Origin of the sequence: Mesonia sediminis, from assembly GCF_042684705.1 — a bacterium.
In the GTDB taxonomy this organism is placed as follows: domain Bacteria; phylum Bacteroidota; class Bacteroidia; order Flavobacteriales; family Flavobacteriaceae; genus Mesonia; species Mesonia sediminis.
Genome location: NZ_JBHULZ010000004.1, coordinates 61,996 through 79,637 on the forward strand (window position 1 = coordinate 61,996; position 17,642 = coordinate 79,637).

A 17,642-nucleotide genomic window follows, 5' to 3' on the forward strand; every position below is an offset into this window, starting at 1 on the left:
CTAGTCCTCAAACCTTAACACAGAATCTACTATTTTAGCAAAAAGTTTATATTTTGAAATTTCTATACGATTTATTGATTTACTTTCTGCAAGGCCTTTTACCTATTTTGGCGTGGTTCAGCCCAAAAATGAAACTATTTGTTTCAGGAAGAAAAAATCTTTTGACCAGGCTTGAAAAAAAGATTCCGCCAAAAAAGAATAAACGCGTTTGGTTGCATGCGGCCTCGCTAGGTGAATATGAACAAGCTTTACCAGTTATGCTCGCACTTAAAGTGAAAAACCCTAATCTTGAAATTATAGTTAGCTTCTTTTCTCCCTCAGGTTATGAAATCAGAAAAAATAATGAGCTAGCCCTATGCACCACCTATTTGCCGCTAGACACCCAAAAAAACGCTAGAGCTTTTCTAAAAATTGTAAATCCAGATCTTATTCTTTTTGTTAAGTATGAAATTTGGCCTAATTATTTAAAGGTAATTGCTAAAAACGATCTACCTTTTTATTTAATTTCGGCAGTTTTTCGAAAAAACCAATTTCTCTTTACAAAATTTGGGCAATTCATCCGTCAAGCCCTAAATTCATTCAATCATATTTTTGTACAAGACCAAAATTCTCTTCGTGTTTTAAATGCCAACGGTTTTCTTAATGCTAGTTGGGCAGGAGACACTCGGTATGATCGTGTTATTCAGCAATTGCAACAAGACAACCGCCTACCCATTATCAAACACTTTAAAAATAACCATAAACTTTTTGTAGCCGGTAGCACTTGGCCGGCCGACGAAAAAGTTATTCTTTCCTCTTTAGATGATTTACCTAAAGCGCTCAAAATTATTATTGCACCGCATCAAATAAATGAAAATCATATCCGTAAAATAGAGTCTACGCTAAATATTTCTTACCGGCGTTACTCTCAAATTGATTTAAAAAGCGATTTTGATTTTAAGCTTTTAATTATTGATAATATTGGCATTTTAAGCCGCATCTACGCTTACGCGGATTTGGCCTACGTTGGGGGGGCTTTAGGAGAAACCGGATTACATAATATTTTAGAACCAGCCGTTTTTGGAGCCCCCGTTTGTATTGGCCCCAATTATCATAAATACCCAGAAGCCAATTTATTTAAAGCCGCTGGTGCGCTACAAATTATAGAAAACACAAACGACTTCAAAAAAACAGTTAATCGCTTGACACAAGATGAAACTTACCACAAAGAGCTAAGTGAAAAAACTCAAAATATTGTAAACCAACAAGCTGGAGCCACTAAAAGAATGCTAAATAAAATTGCAAAGCATCTAGAAAATTGATTTATTAAAATGCAAAAATTTTCTTATTTTATTTTGCATATCTCAGGAGTTTAGTATTTTAGCCCCTTGAAACAAAGAATAAAACTAAATTAAACAGTAACACAAAAACCTAAAATTATGAAAAAAACAGTATTTACATTAGCAATGTTATTTGCCCTTTCTACTTCTTTTGTTTCTTGTAGAGAAGAAGCTAACAAAGCTGAAGACAAGATGGAACAAGCTGAAGAGAACATGGAAGATGCAGCAGATGATATGGAAGACGCTGCTGAGGACGCTGCAAACGACATGGAAGATGCAGCAGAAGATACCGAGAACTCGATAGAAAATGCCGTAAATGAAACCGGTGATGCTATCGAGAACGCTGCCAATGAAACTGGCGATGCTATCGAAAACGCTGCCAACGAAACTGGTGAAGCTGTAAATAAAGCAGCTAAAGAAGTAAAAGAAACTGTAGACGGAGATAAATAAACTGTCTAAAACTTCTAAAAAAAGCTCTTGATACAAGAGCTTTTTTTATACCTTATTATCAACAAAATTCACATAAATTATTTAGAATACTAGGTTTCAACATTAACCATACCTACAAAATTTTGTTATTAGTATAAAACAAAAAAACCCCCAAAATCGAAGGATTTTGAGGGTTAAAGTACTCGGGACGGGACTTGAACCCGTACGAACAAATGTTCATTGGATTTTAAGTCCAACGTGTCTACCAATTCCACCACCCGAGCATACTATTTTTTTACCGATAGGTATTATACATACAGAGCGAAAAACGGGATTCGAACCCGCGACCTCCACCTTGGCAAGGTGGCGCTCTACCAACTGAGCTATTTTCGCGTTTTATCGTTGACAATAAAACCAAACTAAACTTTGGGCAATTACCTAAACATTTCTAAGAAATGATTTTCTTACTAAGGCCTTATCGTGGTGTGTTTTCAAAAGAACGTGCAATCGTGATTGCGGATGCAAATTTAAATGTTTTTTTAGTTTAAACAAGTAAAATACAAAGTTTTTTTACTTTTTTTCTTGTCGCACCAAACTGCGTTTAATTTCATTTAATTTCATCAAAGCTTCAACTGGCGTTAATGTATTGATATCTAAAGCAGTAATCATTTCCTTTATCTCTTCGAGTAAAGGATCATCTAATTTAAAAAAACTAAGTTGAGGTTCTTGCTCTGTAGCATTCCTTATATTATCTCTTTGAGTTTCTTCTCCTCTAGAAGCTTCCAGCTTACCTAATATTTTACCTGCTCTATATAGAACCTGCTGAGGCATACCGGCCATTTTGGCTACATGAATTCCAAAACTATGCTCGCTACCCCCAGGCACTAGTTTCCGTAAAAATAAAACCTTATCTTTTAATTCCTTTACCGAAACATTAAAGTTCTTAATTCTAGCAAAATTTTGAGTCATTTCGTTTAATTCGTGATAATGCGTTGCAAATAAGGTTTTGGGTTGGGCAGGATGTTCGTGCAAATACTCGCTAATCGCCCAGGCTATAGAAATACCATCATAGGTACTGGTACCCCTACCTATCTCATCTAGCAAAATCAAACTGCGTGGCGATAAATTATTTAATATACTGGCGGTTTCATTCATTTCAACCATAAAGGTAGATTCTCCTAAACTGATGTTATCGCTAGCACCTACTCTTGTAAATATTTTATCAACCAAACCTATTTCTGCCGATTTTGCGGGCACAAAACTCCCCATTTGGGCCAGTAAAACAATTAAAGCCGTCTGTCTTAAAATCGCCGATTTACCACTCATATTTGGCCCCGTTATCATCATGATTTGTTGCGACTCAGAATCCAGGTACAAATCATTTGCAATATATACTTGATCGCTCCTTAGTTGTTTTTCAATAACGGGATGCCTACCCGATTCAATGTTCAACTGTAAACTATCATTAATCTTTGGTCGTACATAGGCGTTTTCTTGAGCCAATTGAGCAAATCCTTGCAAACAATCTAATTGACCAATAACCAATGCGTTTTGTTGTATTGTTTTAATGTAGTCGCTTAACCAGTTTACCAATTGCCCAAACAATTGCTGCTCTATTTGATAAATCTTTTCTTCAGCTCCTAGTATTTTGGCTTCGTATTCTTTTAGTTCTTCGGTAATATAACGCTCTGCATTAACCAAAGTTTGTTTTCGTACCCAATGTGCGGGCACTTTATCTTTATGGGTATTTCTAACTTCAAGGTAATAACCAAATACATTATTACTTGCTATTTTTAGGCTACTTATTCCCGTTTCTTGTATATGCTTTTGAAGCATTTGATCGAGATGATCTTTTCCCGTATAAGCTAAATTCCTTAAGTCATCAAGTTCTTCAGAAAAACCAGCTGCAATAGCTCCTCCTTTTTGAATAGAAACCGGGGCCTCTTCCTTTAAACAAGATTCAATTTTATTCTGTAACAAGTTACATGGCTGTAAATTTTCTGACATCTTAGCCAGTGCCTCTATTTTAGAATTTTGCAGCAGGGCTTTTATCGGTTCAATTGCAGCAATCGAGTTTTTTAGTTGTACCACTTCACGTGGATTTATTTTCTGTGTAGCTATCTTAGAAACCAATCGTTCTAAATCACCAATTTTATGCAGCTGTTGCTGAAGAGTTTCGCGAGAAGCCAAAGATTTATAAAAAAATTCAACAGCATCGTGACGAGCCATAATTCTTTCTTTGTTTTTCAAGGGCAAGGCTAACCATCGTTTTAGCATTCGCCCTCCCATAGCGCTTAAAGTTTTATCAATAACGCCCAGTAAAGTAACCGCTTGTGGTGTATTCGCCTCATAAAGCTCTAAATTCCTAATGGTAAATTTGTCCATCCAAACAAATTCTTCTGTGGCAATACGCTGTATGGCCGTGATATGTTTTAATTGCCTGTGCTGCGTCTCACTTAAATAATACAATATAGCTCCGCATGCTACAATGCCTTCTTCTAGATGTTCAATACCAAAACCTTTTAAGCTGGCTACATCAAAATGAGATTTCAATGTTTCTTTGGCATAATCACTTTGAAAAACCCAATCTTCTAAATAAAAATTATTAAGATCTCCTCCCAGCAGCTTTTCAACCTGGAATCTATGTTTTTTTGAGATAAGCACTTCACTGGGTGAAAAATTTTGCAACAACTTCTCAATGTACTCCTCATTACCCTGAGCGGTTAAAAATTCACCAGTAGAAACATCTAGAAACGCAATACCAAAATGGGTTTTGCCAACCTGAATCGCCGCTAAAAAATTATTGGTTTTCCGCTGTAAAACCTCATCATTTAGTGCTACTCCTGGCGTCACTAACTCGGTAACTCCTCGCTTTACAATTTTCTTGGTTTGTTTAGGATCTTCGAGCTGATCGCAAATAGCAACTCGTTCGCCTGCTTTAACTAATTTTGGCAAGTAGGTGTTTAAAGAATGGTGAGGAAATCCGGCCAATTCTGTTCGCTCTCCCCCATTATTCCTATTAGTAAGCACAATATCGAGTATACGAGCAGCTTTAACCGCGTCTTCACCAAAAGTTTCGTAAAAATCACCCACACGAAATAAAAGCATTGCATCGGGGTACTTAGCTTTAATCGCGTTGTATTGTTTCATCAACGGGGTTACTTTATCTTTCTTTTTTGCTGCCACGTTAATTGGTTTTTAGGTTGGTGGTAAAAATACAAGTTTTGCTTCACAAAGCCCTTTTAGCAGCATAATTTTATAAATTTGCAGCTTAAAAATCCGCCTTTAAGGCAAAATATAATTATTGCCATAAGTCGTTGTTATTTTTTTACCAAATTATTTAGCGCTCCATTATGAAAAATAGAAAATTAAAAAATATAGAATTAGCTCGTAAGTCTCCAAAAGAATTTAAGACAGCGACTAAAACACCAATAAGTATAGTTTTAGATAACATAAGAAGCCTAAATAATATAGGGTCTGTTTTTAGAACATCCGATGCTTTTTTAATTGAAAAGGTTTACCTGTGCGGCATTACGGCGCAACCGCCACATAAAGATATACGTAAAACAGCATTAGGAGCTACCGAAACAGTTGCTTGGGAGTATGTAGAAGACACGCTAAGTTTAGTTGAGCGACTAAAAACAGAAAACAAAAAAATATTGGCAGTTGAACAAGCCGAAAATTCTACAGCCTTACAAAATTATGTTCCCACAAAAAATGAGCATCTGGTTTTAATTTTTGGTAACGAGGTAAAAGGAGTACAACAAAGTGTTGTGTCGGCTAGTGATTATGTGATTGAAATTCCGCAAATAGGCAGTAAGCACTCGCTTAATATATCGGTTAGTACGGGTATTGTGGTTTGGGATTTATTCAGTAAGATAACCCATTAAGCTCATTAGCTTATGCCGATGCTATTTGTTCTAGCAACGCCAAATAATCGGCTCTATTCTGTACAAAATCATACTTAGAAATATCTATAATTTTCACATTTAGATGATGCGGATTTTTTATAAACCCTAAATATCCTTGATTAATTTTCTCTAGATAATCCTGGGGAATATTTTGTTCATAAGTTCTGCCCCGTTTTTTAATATTTTGCATTAAACGCTCGGTATTTTGGTAAAGATAAACATACAAATCTGGCTTGGCTAAATCTTTGTACATTATATTAAACAGCTTTTTATACAGAGCATACTCTTCTTCTTGGAGGGTAACTTTGGCGAATATTAGCGATTTATATACATCATAGTCGGCCACCATAAAATCAGAAAACAAATCATATTGCCCAATATCATCTAATAATTGTTGATACCGATCGGCTAAAAATGACATTTCTAGAGGGAATGCATAGCGCGCTTGATCTTTATAAAATTTGGGTAAAAAAGGGTTATCTTTAAAGCGTTCTGGAATTAATTTTGCCCCATAATCTTGTGCAATCATGGTAGCTAAACTTGTTTTTCCTGCTCCTATATTTCCTTCTATGGCTAAATAATTGCGTTTGTTAGCTGGTAATTGAGGCTGGTCTAAAACGGTATCTATTTTTTTAATGGGTAAACTCTCCAACTCGGCATACATTTGCTTTACGGATTTTTTCAGTTCAGGGTGAACAAAATCAGGCGCAATTTCGTTTAAGGGATACAGTACAAAATTGCGTTTATGCAATTGCAAATGCGGCACATTTAGATGTTTACTATGAATCACTTCATCTTCAAAAAATAAAATATCTAAATCGATAGTTCTATTTGAAAAAAAATCGCCTTCACGAACTCTACCCAGTTTTTTTTCGATTCCCAACAAGGCATCAAGTATCTCTTCTGGAGAAAGCCGTGCTTGCACCTGGATCACCAAATTTAAGAAGTCATCACCCAAAAACCCTTGTGCTTGCGTAGCATAAAGTGATGAACAGGCAGCAATGGTACCCACCTCTAGATGAATCTGATTTAGGGCAAGTTGAAGAAAATGCAATTTATCAGGGGCGTTACTACCCAGAGCGATGTAGGATGAGGCTATATTTTTCAAAAAATTAACAGGCTAAGTTCTACAATTTCACAGCAAATTAAGTAAAACAAATTTACATATAGCTACATTTGTGACGAAGAGTATTAACAATTATTATTTTATTGAAACCGAGTTTTAATCCATTAGCTTATAAAATATACCTAAGGTTGGGTGCTTTGTTTATCGCAGCATTAGTAGCAAGCAATTTAATATTTAAAAAGTTTTTTTACTGGAATTTTTTTGACTGGCATACCTTTGAAATATCAGTAGGAGTTTTGCCCTATCCGGTTACTTTTTTAATAACCGATTTAATTAGCGAAATTTACGGGAAAAAGAAAGCCAACCAAGTAGTTATTTCAGGGATGTTTGCTTCGGTATTTTCGCTTTTAATCATCTATACGGCTAGCGTCGTTCCGGCTACCCAGTGGTCGCCCATAGATGATGATTTATTTCAAAAGGTATTTGGAGCCACAACATTGGCCGTTTTTGCCTCTATGAGCGCCTATTTAATTGCCCAATTGATAGATATACAGCTATACCATTTCTGGAAAAGAAAGACGAAGGGCAAGCATCTTTGGTTAAGAAACAATTTTTCAACTTTTTTTTCTCAGTTTATTGATACTTTTACTGTTGTATTTTTACTCTGTGTGTTTAAAGAAATATCTTGGGAACTTTTTGGCGGCCTCCTTGTCAGTGGATTTTTGTTCAAAGTTCTTATAGCTGCTATTGACACCCCATTTTTATACTTTGGTGTATACCTTTTTAGAAAAAAATTTAAATTAAAACCCCAACAAGAATTAAATATAGATTATATATGAAAAAGGCATTAAAAATTTTTGCGATCACCATAGGTGTTTTACTTATTTTAATTCTGCTTGCCCCTATACTCTTTAAGGGCCCTATTGAAAAGGTAATAAAAAAATCAGTAAATAACAATTTAACTGCACAAGTTAATTGGGAAAAACTAGACCTTAGTTTATACAGAGATTTTCCTAATGCACACGTACAATTGAAAAATTTAAGTATTATTAACCAAGAACCATTTGAGGGTGATACTTTGGTTGCGGCAAAAAAAATAGGCTTAAGTATGGGTATTATGCAATTATTTGCTACAGGAGAAAACCCTATTAGCATCACCCAATTTAACGCAGACCAAGCCTTAATTAATATTAAGGTAGACAGCTTAGGACGTGCTAATTATGATATTGCTCAACCAAGCCAAACAAATTCAACGACAGACACAAATAATAATCAGGCGTTGAGTTTAGACATACAAAATTACAGTATCAACCAGTCAATCATCTCATACTTAGACGAATCTAGTAATATTTTGTTTCGCTTAGAAGAGTTTAACCATAAAGGGTCGGGAGATTTTAAAAATGAGATTACCAATTTAAATACCCAAACCAATACTTTAATTTCTTTAAAAATTGACGATGAGGAATATTTAAACAAAAACAAACTCGCGCTCGATGCCGTATTTAAATTAGATTTAGCTAACCAGCGTTATAGTTTTTTAGAAAATGAAGCTTTAATTAATCAACTGCCACTTTCATTTGACGGTTATTTTAAAGTGAACGAAAAAGATAGCGAAATAGATCTCAGCTTTAAAACGCCTACCTCAGATTTTAAAAACTTTTTAGCAGTAATTCCTGAAAGTTATGCGAAAAACCTTGATCAAGTAAAAACTACTGGAGACTTCTCTATTAACGGAAAAATTAAAGGAATAATAAACGATGAACTTATTCCTAAAATTGATATTCGCGTTTCCAGCGATAATGCATCGTTTAAATATCCTGATTTGCCAAAAGGGGTTGAAAATATAAGCATAACCGCCAATTTAAAGAATGAAACCGGTAAATTAGACGACACCTACTTGGATCTTGAAAAATTGAATTTTAGAATAGATCAAGATCAATTTGCCGCATCGGGGACATTCAGAAATATCACCAGTAATATGCTAGTGAACACACAGTTGGCAGGAAAAATAAATTTAGCCAATATCGAGAAGGCCTACCCAATAGAACTAGAACAAAAGCTTAATGGACTAATAGAAACCGATTTAAGCCTAGCTTTTGCTATGAACGACATAGAAAAAGAGCAATATGAACGTATAAAAAGCAAAGGAAAGCTACTACTGCAAAATTTTGAGTACTCTTCTCCGGAGCTTCCCAATAAAATTGCCATAAAAAAAGCAGGAATAAATTTTAATCCAGGAATTGTAAATTTAAATGAATTGGCATTAACTACCGGTAAAACCGATTTAAACGCCAAAGGTAAAATTGGAAATTTATTAGGTTTCCTATTTACCAATCAGCAATTAAAAGGAGATTTTACAATAGCCTCTAACAATTTTGTGCTCGAAGATTTTAAGCTTTCTGAAAATAAATCCGTAAAGGAAGAAGAAAAACAAGCCTCCCCAACCCGTGTTAACAAATCGCAAGATGCCATAAAAATACCTTCTTTTTTAGATGCTAACCTTAATTTCACAGCCGACAATGTAGTTTATGACAATTTAAAGTTAAAAAATGTAAACGGGTCTTTAAGCATAAAAAACGAGAAGGCACAACTTAAACAAGTTAAGGCCTCTATTTTTGGCGGACAGATTAACCTTGGCGGGAGTGTTTCTACCCAAGCCTATACACCGGCGTTTGATATGGATATTCAATTAGAGAGAATAGGTATAGCCGAGTCTTTTGCTGGTTTAGAATTGTTTAAACAATTCGCTCCTATTGTTCAGGCCTTGGAAGGAACTTTAACTACTCAATTAAAATTAAATGGTGCACTTACAAGTGATTTTACGCCTATTTTAAGCAGCCTTGACGGAAGTGCTTTAGCGCAAATTTTACAAGCGCAAGTTCAAGAAAGCAAGTTGCCCTTACTATCAAAATTAAACGCTAGACTAGATTTTTTAGATTTCACAAAACTAAACTTAAACAATTTAACCACACAATTTGAGTTTAACAATGGTCAAGTATTGGTAAAACCCTTTGAATTAAAACTTAAAGATATACTTATAAAAGCACAGGGAACTCACAGTTTGAGCAATGAAATGAATTATCAATTACAAATTGATTTGCCTGCGAAATACCTAGGTAAGGAAATCGCTGGTGGACTTGCCTCTTTAACCGAACATAATTTGAACGAAACCAAAGTGAAACTTCCAGTTCAAATAGGAGGTAGTTTTACCTCTCCAAAAGTTCAAGTAGAAACTAAAACTGCAGTTAAGAACTTAAGTCAGCAAATTATAGATGCTAAGAAAGATGATGTAATCAACGAAGCGAAAGATAAAATCACAGATCTTATAAAAGGAAATCAAAAAGAAAAAGACAGTACAGACACTGCGCAAGAGTCTCCTGAAAAGACAAAAGAAGAGCAAATAAAAGAAAAAGCTGGCGATTTAATAAAAGACATATTTAAAGGCAAGAAAAAGAAAAATAATCAAGAGAATTAAAATTCTTTTATTAAATTACGCTGTTCTAGGCCAATAAATTATGAGACAGTTAAAAATAACCAAGCAGCTTACCAATAGAGAATCTGTTTCTCTAGATAAGTATTTGCAAGACATTAGTAAAGTAGACTTAATTACGGCCGAAGAAGAAGTAGAACTAGCACAACGCATTAAACAAGGTGACCAAGCTGCCCTTGAAAAATTAACAACAGCCAACCTAAGATTTGTAGTGTCGGTAGCGAAGCAATATCAAAATCAAGGTCTTACGCTACCAGATTTAATTAATGAAGGTAATTTAGGTCTCGTAAAGGCCGCTAAGCGATTTGATGAGACCCGTGGTTTCAAGTTTATATCATACGCAGTTTGGTGGATTAGACAATCTATTTTACAGGCACTCGCCGAGCAGTCGCGTATTGTGCGCTTACCTCTAAACAAAATAGGAACCTTAAATAAGATTAATAAAGCTTATGCCCAGTTAGAACAAAACAACCAACGGCCTCCTACACCCGAAGAGATAGCAAAGGAACTGGATTTAAATATCGTAATGGTAAAACAGGCCTTAGAAAATTCTGGCAAACACCTTTCTATGGATGCACCGCTAAAAGATGGTGAAACCTCTAGCTTGTATGATGTGGTGAATCACGAAGAATCGCCTTTCCCTGATCAAAACTTAATGCAAGATTCTTTAAGTATAGAAATAGCCCGAGTATTAGAAACCTTACCGCCAAGAGAAGCCGACATTTTAAAACTTTTTTTCGGGTTAAATGGTCAGCGCCCAATGTCTCTAGAAGAAATCGGTGAAATTTTTGATTTAACTCGAGAAAGAGTTAGACAAATTAGAGAAAAAGCAATACGAAAATTAAAAGATAGCTCTAAGAACAAAATGCTTAAAAAGTATTTGGGTTGAAATCATACCAAATCATAATTGACTAAATGATTTAAACAAGTTAATTCCTCAGACAAAATCCAATCACCTACTAATTAGTAGTACCCTAATCCCCACAAATAGCGAAAATTGCATCAAAATTTATTCATTAATTTTACCTGTTTCTATTTGTTTATCACTTTTTATTTTTATCTTTGCAGCCTGGTAACTGAAAAAGTACCGCCATATTGAATAAAAAAATTTAAACTATCTTATATGCTAATTGTAAAAGTAAAAGACGGAGAAAAAATTGAGCGTGCGTTAAAGCGTTTAAAAAGAAAATATCGTGACACCAAAACCCTTCAAATATTAAGGGATAATAAGTATTATACTAAGCCTTCTATTGCTAAGCGAAAGCAACTACAAAAAGCGGCTTACATCCAGCATTTGAGAGATCAAGAAGATATATAAACAGATATTTATCCGTTTTTTAAGTATAACTAAGCGTTCTTTATAGAAAAGAACGCTTTTTCTGTTGCTTACCCTTTTTAAACTTCCAAACTCACATAAAGGCCTTCATTGCTTCGCACGTTAAAAACAGTATAATCTTCAAATATTAAATACTGGCCTTTAATTCCCACCAGTTTACCAGTGAAATGCTGTTTCTTTTCTAAGTTTAAACTTTTTAATTTCTTTGGATACGCCAATACCGGAAATTTAATATTTGTTTCAGTATTAGCATCTAAAAAATAAGGAAGTACTTCTTGAGGTAAATACTGCTTTAATTGATCTCTAGTTACTTCTAAATTAACATCTTCTATTTCATTTTTGAGCATGGTTCGCCAATTCGTCTTGTCGGCCACGTGTTCTTTTAAAGCTACCTCAGCAATTCCCGCCAAATATCGGTTAGGCACCTCTAGAATTTCTAAAGCTTCGTGCGCACCTTGGTCGATCCACCTTGTAGGTACTTGAGTTTTTCGGGTTACCCCTACTTTCACATTTGAAGAATTAGCTAAATAAACGATATGTGGCTGTAGCTGCACCTTTTTTTCGTATTCCAAATCTCGATCTTCTTCATCTAAATGAGCTTTACTGAGTTCTGGCTTCATTATCCAATCGCCTGCTTGGGGTATAGCATAGAAACAATCATAACAAAAACCTTGTCTGAAAATTTTTTTGTCTTTATTACAATTTAAGCACTCATATTTAAGAAACTGCAGATGAATCTCTTTGTCTAAAAATTCATTCATATGAATTAAATCAACTCCTAAATTCATATAATAATGAACCTGATCTCTTAAATGAGTAGGCATTTTTTGTAGTACCCCTTCAAATCTTAGCATAGTATTTTAATTTAGTATGTTCATTGTTTCGTATAAAATCCTATTTTTACAACACGATACAAAAGACACGTTGCATGGCCTTTCCCATTGTAAATTCTATAGCTTCATGGTTTTTAAAAAAAAGAATTCACCAGATGGAGCTTTTTTTAAAATATCCTAATGAAGTACAACACGAGCTTTTAAGCCATCTTGTACAAAAGTCTAAAAATACAGTTTTAGGGGAACAATATGGGTTTAATGAAATAAAAAACTATGAAACATTTAAAGAGCGTGTTCCTATTATTACTTATGAAGAATTCGAGCCTTTAATTGAGCGAAGTAGACGAGGTGAGAACAATCTATTTTGGCCTACTCCTATAAAATGGTTTGCAAAATCTAGTGGTACTACTAACGCAAAAAGCAAGTTTATTCCTGTGAGCTCAGAATCTTTAGAAGATTGTCATTATGCAGGAAGTAAAGATCTATTGTGTCTATATCTTAACAACAATCCGAACTCTAAACTATTTACAGGAAAAAGTCTACGCTTGGGCGGAAGTAAAGAATTGTACAAAGAAAACGGCACTTCATTTGGTGATTTATCGGCGATTTTAATAGACAATATGCCTTTTTGGGCGTCATACAGCTCAACACCTAACAATGAAATTTCTTTAATGAGTGATTTTGAAGCCAAAATGTTTGCTACAGTCAAAAGCACAATAAAAGAAAATGTAACAAGTTTAGCAGGCGTTCCCTCTTGGATGCTGGTTTTACTTAATCGTGTTTTGTCTTATAAAGATGAAACCAATTTAATTAATATTTGGCCCGATCTAGAAGTTTATTTTCACGGCGGTGTAAGTTTTGAACCCTACATGCAACAATACCAAAGCATAATACCAAGAGACCAATTCAGGTATTATGAAATTTACAATGCTTCTGAAGGTTTCTTTGCGGTACAAGATCAAAATCAATCAAAAGAGTTACTATTGATGCTAGATTATGGCATTTTTTATGAGTTTATACCTATGGAAACTTATGGTACAGCTAACGAGAAAATAATTCCGCTTGACGGGGTTGAACTAAATCAAAATTATGCCGTAATAATTACTACCAATGCTGGCTTATGGCGCTATAAAGTGGGTGATACGGTTAGATTCACTTCCCTTTCTCCCTATCGTATAAAAGTAACCGGACGCACCAAACATCATATTAATGTTTTTGGCGAAGAGTTAATTATAGAAAATGCAGAGACAGCATTAAAGCGCGTTTGTCAAGAACTACATTGCGAGATTGTAGATTATACCGCTGGCCCAGTATTTATGCAAGGTAAAGACCAAGGTGCGCATGAATGGATTGTTGAATTTAATAAATTACCTGACAACCTAACTACTTTTAAAACCAAGTTAGATTTAGAGTTACAACGCCTAAACAGCGATTATGAAGCTAAGCGGAAAAATAATGTTACCCTGAATCCACTTGTTTTACACGCGGCTAAACCAAAGCTTTTTTACGCTTGGAGTAAGCAGCACAATAAATTAGGGGGCCAGCATAAAATACCAAGATTATCAAACAAACGTGATTATATCGAGGAGCTTTTACGTATAAACGAAAGTTTATAAAGATAAATTATTACGTATTTGACACAGCTTAAGCAGAATTTAATAATTAAATCTTCTATATAAAAAAAGCTTTTTAAAATGAAAAACCAGCTGTAATTTTTGCTACAGCTGATTTTCTTTCAAAAAAATTTACGTTATTTATTCCTCTACATCAAGGTAATCAATTGCTTAAATATAGCTTTACCAGTTAGCTGTGACGCTATCCGCGGCAGCGATAGTTTTATCTAAATCTGCGTAAGTCAAGGCATCTGTAATAAACCAGGTCTCAAAAGCACTTGGAGCAATATAAACCCCTTCTTTAAGCATGCCATGGAAAAACCGTTTAAAGTAATCATTGTTTCCTAGCGCAGCCGAATCAAAATCTACTACAGGCTCATTAGAAAAGTGAACTGAAAGCATAGAACCATATTGATTAATTGTGAAATCAATATTGTTTTTCTCTAGCACTTTTACTAAACCATCTCGCAAATATTCTGTTTTTTCATCAAGACGTTTAAATACTTCTGGGTCGTTTTTTAAGCTCTGCAGCATAGCTAAACCAGCCGACATCGCTAGCGGGTTACCACTTAAAGTACCGGCTTGGTATACACTACCTAAAGGCGCTAGATGATTCATTATTTCTTGTCTTGCTGCAAATGCACCAACAGGTAAACCACCGCCAATTACCTTACCAAAGGTAACAATATCTGCAGAGATGTTTTTTCTTTCCTGCACCCCCCCAGCCGATAATCTAAAGCCGGTCATCACCTCATCAAAAATTAATAAGATATTGTTATGGTCACACAAACTGCGTAAGCCTTCTAAAAAACCCTCTTGAGGTGGAATACACCCCATATTACCAGCAACTGGTTCTAAAATAATACAGGCAATCTCATTTTTATTAGCGTTTATTAAAGCTTCAACACTACCTAAGTCATTATAAGTGGCTAAAAGCGTATCTTTTGCTGTGCCTTGGGTTACTCCAGGACTATTAGGACTACCGAATGTTACCGCACCACTACCGGCTTGGATCAAAAAAGAATCGCTATGCCCGTGATAACAACCCGCAAATTTTATAATCTTATCTTTCTTAGTAAATCCTCGTGCAAGACGTACAGCGCTCATACACGCCTCTGTACCGCTATTTACCATTCTTATTTGATCTATACCGGGTACCATTTCTACAGCCAATTTGGCAATCTCAGTTTCGATCTCAGTTGGCGTACCAAAACTAGTTCCTTTTTTGGTACGCTCAATTACTGCGTTTACCACTGGAGGATACGCATGACCTAAGATCATAGGGCCCCAAGAATTTATATAATCTATGAGTTCATTTCCATCTTCGTCATATAAATAAGCTCCCTTGGCTTCCTTGATAAAAATAGGATCTCCTCCAACAGCATTAAAAGCACGAACGGGAGAGTTTACTCCACCAGGTATGTACTTTTTAGCCTCGGTAAATAATGCACTACTACGTTTATACATGAAATTTTATTGTTTTACAGTGATTTTACATATAATTTTTGACCAATACTCAAATGATTGTCTTTTAATTTATTTAAAGCTTTAAGTTCGTCTACGCTTAAATCATATCGCTTGGCGATAGTATACAAGGTGTCCCCTTTTTGTACAGTGTAACGTATACTGGTATGATCTGCTCGAACGGCTTTTCTACGATTGCCTTTGCGGCTACCACTACCCAAAACATGGTCATCGTATTGGTGAAGTTGGTAACGCTCTATAATACTGATAAGCTTTTGCGGATATCTAGGATCTGTAGCGTATCCTGCTTTTTTTAGGCCATGTGCCCAACCTTTGTAATCATCTTTATCTAGTTCAAATAAAAACGCATAGCGCTTTCTTTCTTTTAAAAACAAACTATGGTCTCTAAAACTATATTTAGGATCTTTATATTTTCTAAAACACTCTTGTAAAGCATCATCATCGTGGTAAGCTTTTTCTCCTTGCCATCCGTTGCATTTTATGCCAAAATGATTATTACTTTTTAGCGTGAGTTCTCCTTTGCCTGCAGAAGACTCTAAAATACCCTGTGCCAAAGTAATACTAGCAGGAATACCATAAAGTGCCATTTCATCTTTAGCTATTTGTGCGTAATCATAAACATAACGCTCATTATTATCTTTAAAAACTGGTTTTTGGCTTGTAGGTTTTTTGTAGTTAGGCAGCTTTTTGGTTGTCTGATTTCGGCTTACACTTTGATCTATTTCTTTTTTAGAAACTACTTTTTGAGTCGAATTTTTACGTGAGTTGTTTACACTTTTTTTTTGCGTGCCGCAAGAACCTAGAATTAAGGCCACAGCAATAAGCAGCTTAATGTGAATTGATTTTGTCATTGTAATAAGCTTAATCCTTTTTGTTTTAATTTTACGTTCATTCCATAAATACCTTGCAAACCTCCGGTATGCAGCGCTAAAATACGGGTATTTTTAGAAAAATAATTGTTTTTGATTAAATCTAAAAGTCCATACATCATTTTACCAGTATACACAGGGTCTAAAGCAAGTTGATAATCTTGCTTAAAAGTATTAATAAATGTTATAAGTTCTTCATTTACCTTAGCATAACCACCAAAATGATAATTTAGTATAAGTTGCCAATTATCTTTTTTAGCAAACCGCTGTATTTCTGCTCTTAAAAAATCTCCACGCAGAGCAGGGAAACCTAATACTTGTTGACTTTCAAACGAGGAGTTAATTACTCCGCTTATGGTTCCGCCGGTACCCACGGCAACGGCCACATAATCAAAATGTAAATCTGTGGGTGTTAAAATTTCTTCGCATCCCTGAATAGCTAATTCATTGGTACCGCCTTCAGGAATTAAATAAAATGAACCAAATTTTTGTTGTAACTTCTCTAAATAATCATTTTCATTTTTATTACGGTAATCCTGCCGCGAAACAAAATATAGTTGCATTCCTAAGTTTACTGCCTGCCTTAAGGTGCTATTAGTTTCAAGGGTTTTAGGCAAATTTTCATTACCCAGTTCTTCTCCGCGTATTACACCTATACTTTTAAAACCAAGTTCGTTCGCAGCCGCAGCAGTGGCCAAAATATGATTTGAAAATGCCCCCCCAAAAGTGAGCAACTGCTTGAACCCTTCTTTTTGTGCCCTTATTAAATTATATTTTAATTTCCTAAACTTATTTCCAGAAACCAATGGATGCAAAAGGTCTTCACGTTTTACAAAGAGTTCAACTTTTCGTTGTTCATCTTTAAAAATAAATTGATTTTTTGATTTTTCTTGGCAGTGTAACATTTTACAAAAATATAAAATTCGGTTAGCCTTTATACAAGTCATGAGATGAAAAAACAGCGGTTATTCTTTTTATTAAATCGTTTACAAATCCGCTTTAAGCTTCAAAAGAAGCCAATAAGCATTTTACTTAATTTTACGGATCTAGTTAATGAAACAAATTAGATTTAGGCTTTGCATTCTATTTCAGTTTCAATTTAAAAAAATGTATTTTTGAGCATTATGAATATTAAGAAACGAATACCTTTAACCGAAGGGGACTACTACTTAACGCCCCAAGGGTATAAATGCTTTACAGAGCAATACCACCTCAAACGCGGGTATTGTTGCAAGAGCGGCTGTAGGCATTGCCCTTACGGATTTAATAAAAACAGAGATTAAAAAAGCAA

At 34.9% G+C, this 17,642-nt stretch carries 15 protein-coding genes and 2 tRNA genes; 9 read left to right on the plus strand and 8 right to left on the minus strand.

The window, feature by feature from the left end; translation table 11 throughout:
• Positions 1-53 precede the first annotated feature (53 nt).
• Entirely contained in the window at positions 54-1,301 is a 1,248-nt protein-coding gene (locus tag ACFSQ0_RS00665) for a 3-deoxy-D-manno-octulosonic acid transferase (protein WP_379042689.1), read from the plus strand.
• 144 nt (positions 1,302-1,445) lie between these two features.
• On the plus strand, positions 1,446-1,769 hold the full coding sequence (locus tag ACFSQ0_RS00670; protein WP_379042692.1) for a hypothetical protein: 324 nt from the start codon (positions 1,446-1,448) through the stop codon (positions 1,767-1,769).
• Between the two features lie 179 nt (positions 1,770-1,948).
• Here ACFSQ0_RS00670 and ACFSQ0_RS00675 read toward each other — a convergent pair.
• The 3 genes from ACFSQ0_RS00675 to mutS all read right to left on the minus strand — a co-directional run bounded on the left by ACFSQ0_RS00675 (position 1,949) and on the right by mutS (position 4,898).
• Positions 1,949-2,032, minus strand: a tRNA-Leu gene (locus ACFSQ0_RS00675).
• A gap of 36 nt (positions 2,033-2,068) precedes the next feature.
• A tRNA-Gly gene (locus ACFSQ0_RS00680) sits at positions 2,069-2,141 on the minus strand.
• A gap of 177 nt (positions 2,142-2,318) precedes the next feature.
• Positions 2,319-4,898: a DNA mismatch repair protein MutS gene (gene mutS, locus ACFSQ0_RS00685; protein WP_379042886.1), complete on the minus strand. Its 2,580-nt coding sequence runs from the start codon at positions 4,896-4,898 to the stop codon at positions 2,319-2,321.
• Positions 4,899-5,101: 203 nt separating this feature from the next.
• On the opposite strand from mutS, the gene ACFSQ0_RS00690 reads away from it, so the two are divergent.
• Complete coding sequence (locus ACFSQ0_RS00690) at positions 5,102-5,638, plus strand: TrmH family RNA methyltransferase (protein WP_379042695.1); 537 nt, start codon at positions 5,102-5,104, stop codon at positions 5,636-5,638.
• 10 nt (positions 5,639-5,648) lie between these two features.
• Here ACFSQ0_RS00690 and folK read toward each other — a convergent pair whose 3' ends face one another.
• Positions 5,649-6,767: a 2-amino-4-hydroxy-6-hydroxymethyldihydropteridine diphosphokinase gene (folK, locus tag ACFSQ0_RS00695; RefSeq protein WP_379042698.1), complete on the minus strand. Its 1,119-nt coding sequence runs from the start codon at positions 6,765-6,767 to the stop codon at positions 5,649-5,651.
• Between the two features lie 101 nt (positions 6,768-6,868).
• Between folK and ACFSQ0_RS00700 the strand changes: the two genes are divergently transcribed.
• The 4 genes from ACFSQ0_RS00700 to rpsU all read left to right on the plus strand — a co-directional run bounded on the left by ACFSQ0_RS00700 (position 6,869) and on the right by rpsU (position 11,533).
• Positions 6,869-7,564 carry a queuosine precursor transporter gene (locus tag ACFSQ0_RS00700; RefSeq protein WP_379042701.1) on the plus strand — a complete coding sequence of 232 codons (696 nt, stop codon included), beginning with the start codon at positions 6,869-6,871 and terminating at the stop codon, positions 7,562-7,564.
• Positions 7,561-10,200 carry an AsmA family protein gene (locus ACFSQ0_RS00705; RefSeq protein ID WP_379042704.1) on the plus strand — a complete coding sequence of 880 codons (2,640 nt, stop codon included), beginning with the start codon at positions 7,561-7,563 and terminating at the stop codon, positions 10,198-10,200. The genes ACFSQ0_RS00700 and ACFSQ0_RS00705 overlap by 4 nt, the downstream gene beginning before the upstream one ends.
• Before the next feature lie 40 nt (positions 10,201-10,240).
• Positions 10,241-11,104 carry a sigma-70 family RNA polymerase sigma factor gene (locus ACFSQ0_RS00710; RefSeq protein WP_379042707.1) on the plus strand — a complete coding sequence of 288 codons (864 nt, stop codon included), beginning with the start codon at positions 10,241-10,243 and terminating at the stop codon, positions 11,102-11,104.
• A 234-nt stretch (positions 11,105-11,338) separates the two neighbouring features.
• Positions 11,339-11,533, plus strand: coding sequence for a 30S ribosomal protein S21 (gene rpsU / locus ACFSQ0_RS00715; RefSeq protein WP_147861194.1), 195 nt, complete (start codon positions 11,339-11,341; stop codon positions 11,531-11,533).
• 77 nt (positions 11,534-11,610) lie between these two features.
• Here the strand turns inward: rpsU and ACFSQ0_RS00720 are convergent, their stop codons facing one another.
• Positions 11,611-12,405: a DUF2797 domain-containing protein gene (locus ACFSQ0_RS00720; protein WP_379042710.1), complete on the minus strand. Its 795-nt coding sequence runs from the start codon at positions 12,403-12,405 to the stop codon at positions 11,611-11,613.
• 74 nt (positions 12,406-12,479) lie between these two features.
• On the opposite strand from ACFSQ0_RS00720, the gene ACFSQ0_RS00725 reads away from it, so the two are divergent.
• Positions 12,480-14,000 (plus strand): GH3 auxin-responsive promoter family protein, encoded by a 1,521-nt coding sequence (locus ACFSQ0_RS00725; protein WP_379042713.1) that lies wholly within the window; start codon positions 12,480-12,482, stop codon positions 13,998-14,000.
• A gap of 180 nt (positions 14,001-14,180) precedes the next feature.
• Here ACFSQ0_RS00725 and hemL read toward each other — a convergent pair whose 3' ends face one another.
• Genes hemL through ACFSQ0_RS00740 form a run of 3 tightly spaced genes read right to left on the minus strand, consistent with a single transcriptional unit; the run spans position 14,181 to position 17,256 of the window.
• Positions 14,181-15,464 (minus strand): glutamate-1-semialdehyde 2,1-aminomutase, encoded by a 1,284-nt coding sequence (gene hemL, locus ACFSQ0_RS00730; RefSeq protein ID WP_379042716.1) that lies wholly within the window; start codon positions 15,462-15,464, stop codon positions 14,181-14,183.
• 14 nt (positions 15,465-15,478) lie between these two features.
• Complete coding sequence (locus ACFSQ0_RS00735) at positions 15,479-16,333, minus strand: glucosaminidase domain-containing protein (RefSeq protein WP_379042719.1); 855 nt, start codon at positions 16,331-16,333, stop codon at positions 15,479-15,481.
• The gene (locus ACFSQ0_RS00740; protein WP_379042722.1) at positions 16,330-17,256 is read right to left on the minus strand and encodes a 1-aminocyclopropane-1-carboxylate deaminase/D-cysteine desulfhydrase; all 927 of its coding nucleotides are present in this window, start codon (positions 17,254-17,256) and stop codon (positions 16,330-16,332) included. Before ACFSQ0_RS00740 ends, ACFSQ0_RS00735 begins: the two co-directional genes overlap by 4 nt.
• Positions 17,257-17,475: 219 nt before the next feature.
• On the opposite strand from ACFSQ0_RS00740, the gene ACFSQ0_RS00745 reads away from it, so the two are divergent.
• Entirely contained in the window at positions 17,476-17,634 is a 159-nt protein-coding gene (locus ACFSQ0_RS00745; RefSeq protein ID WP_187240747.1) for a DUF5522 domain-containing protein, read from the plus strand.
• Positions 17,635-17,642 lie beyond the last annotated feature (8 nt).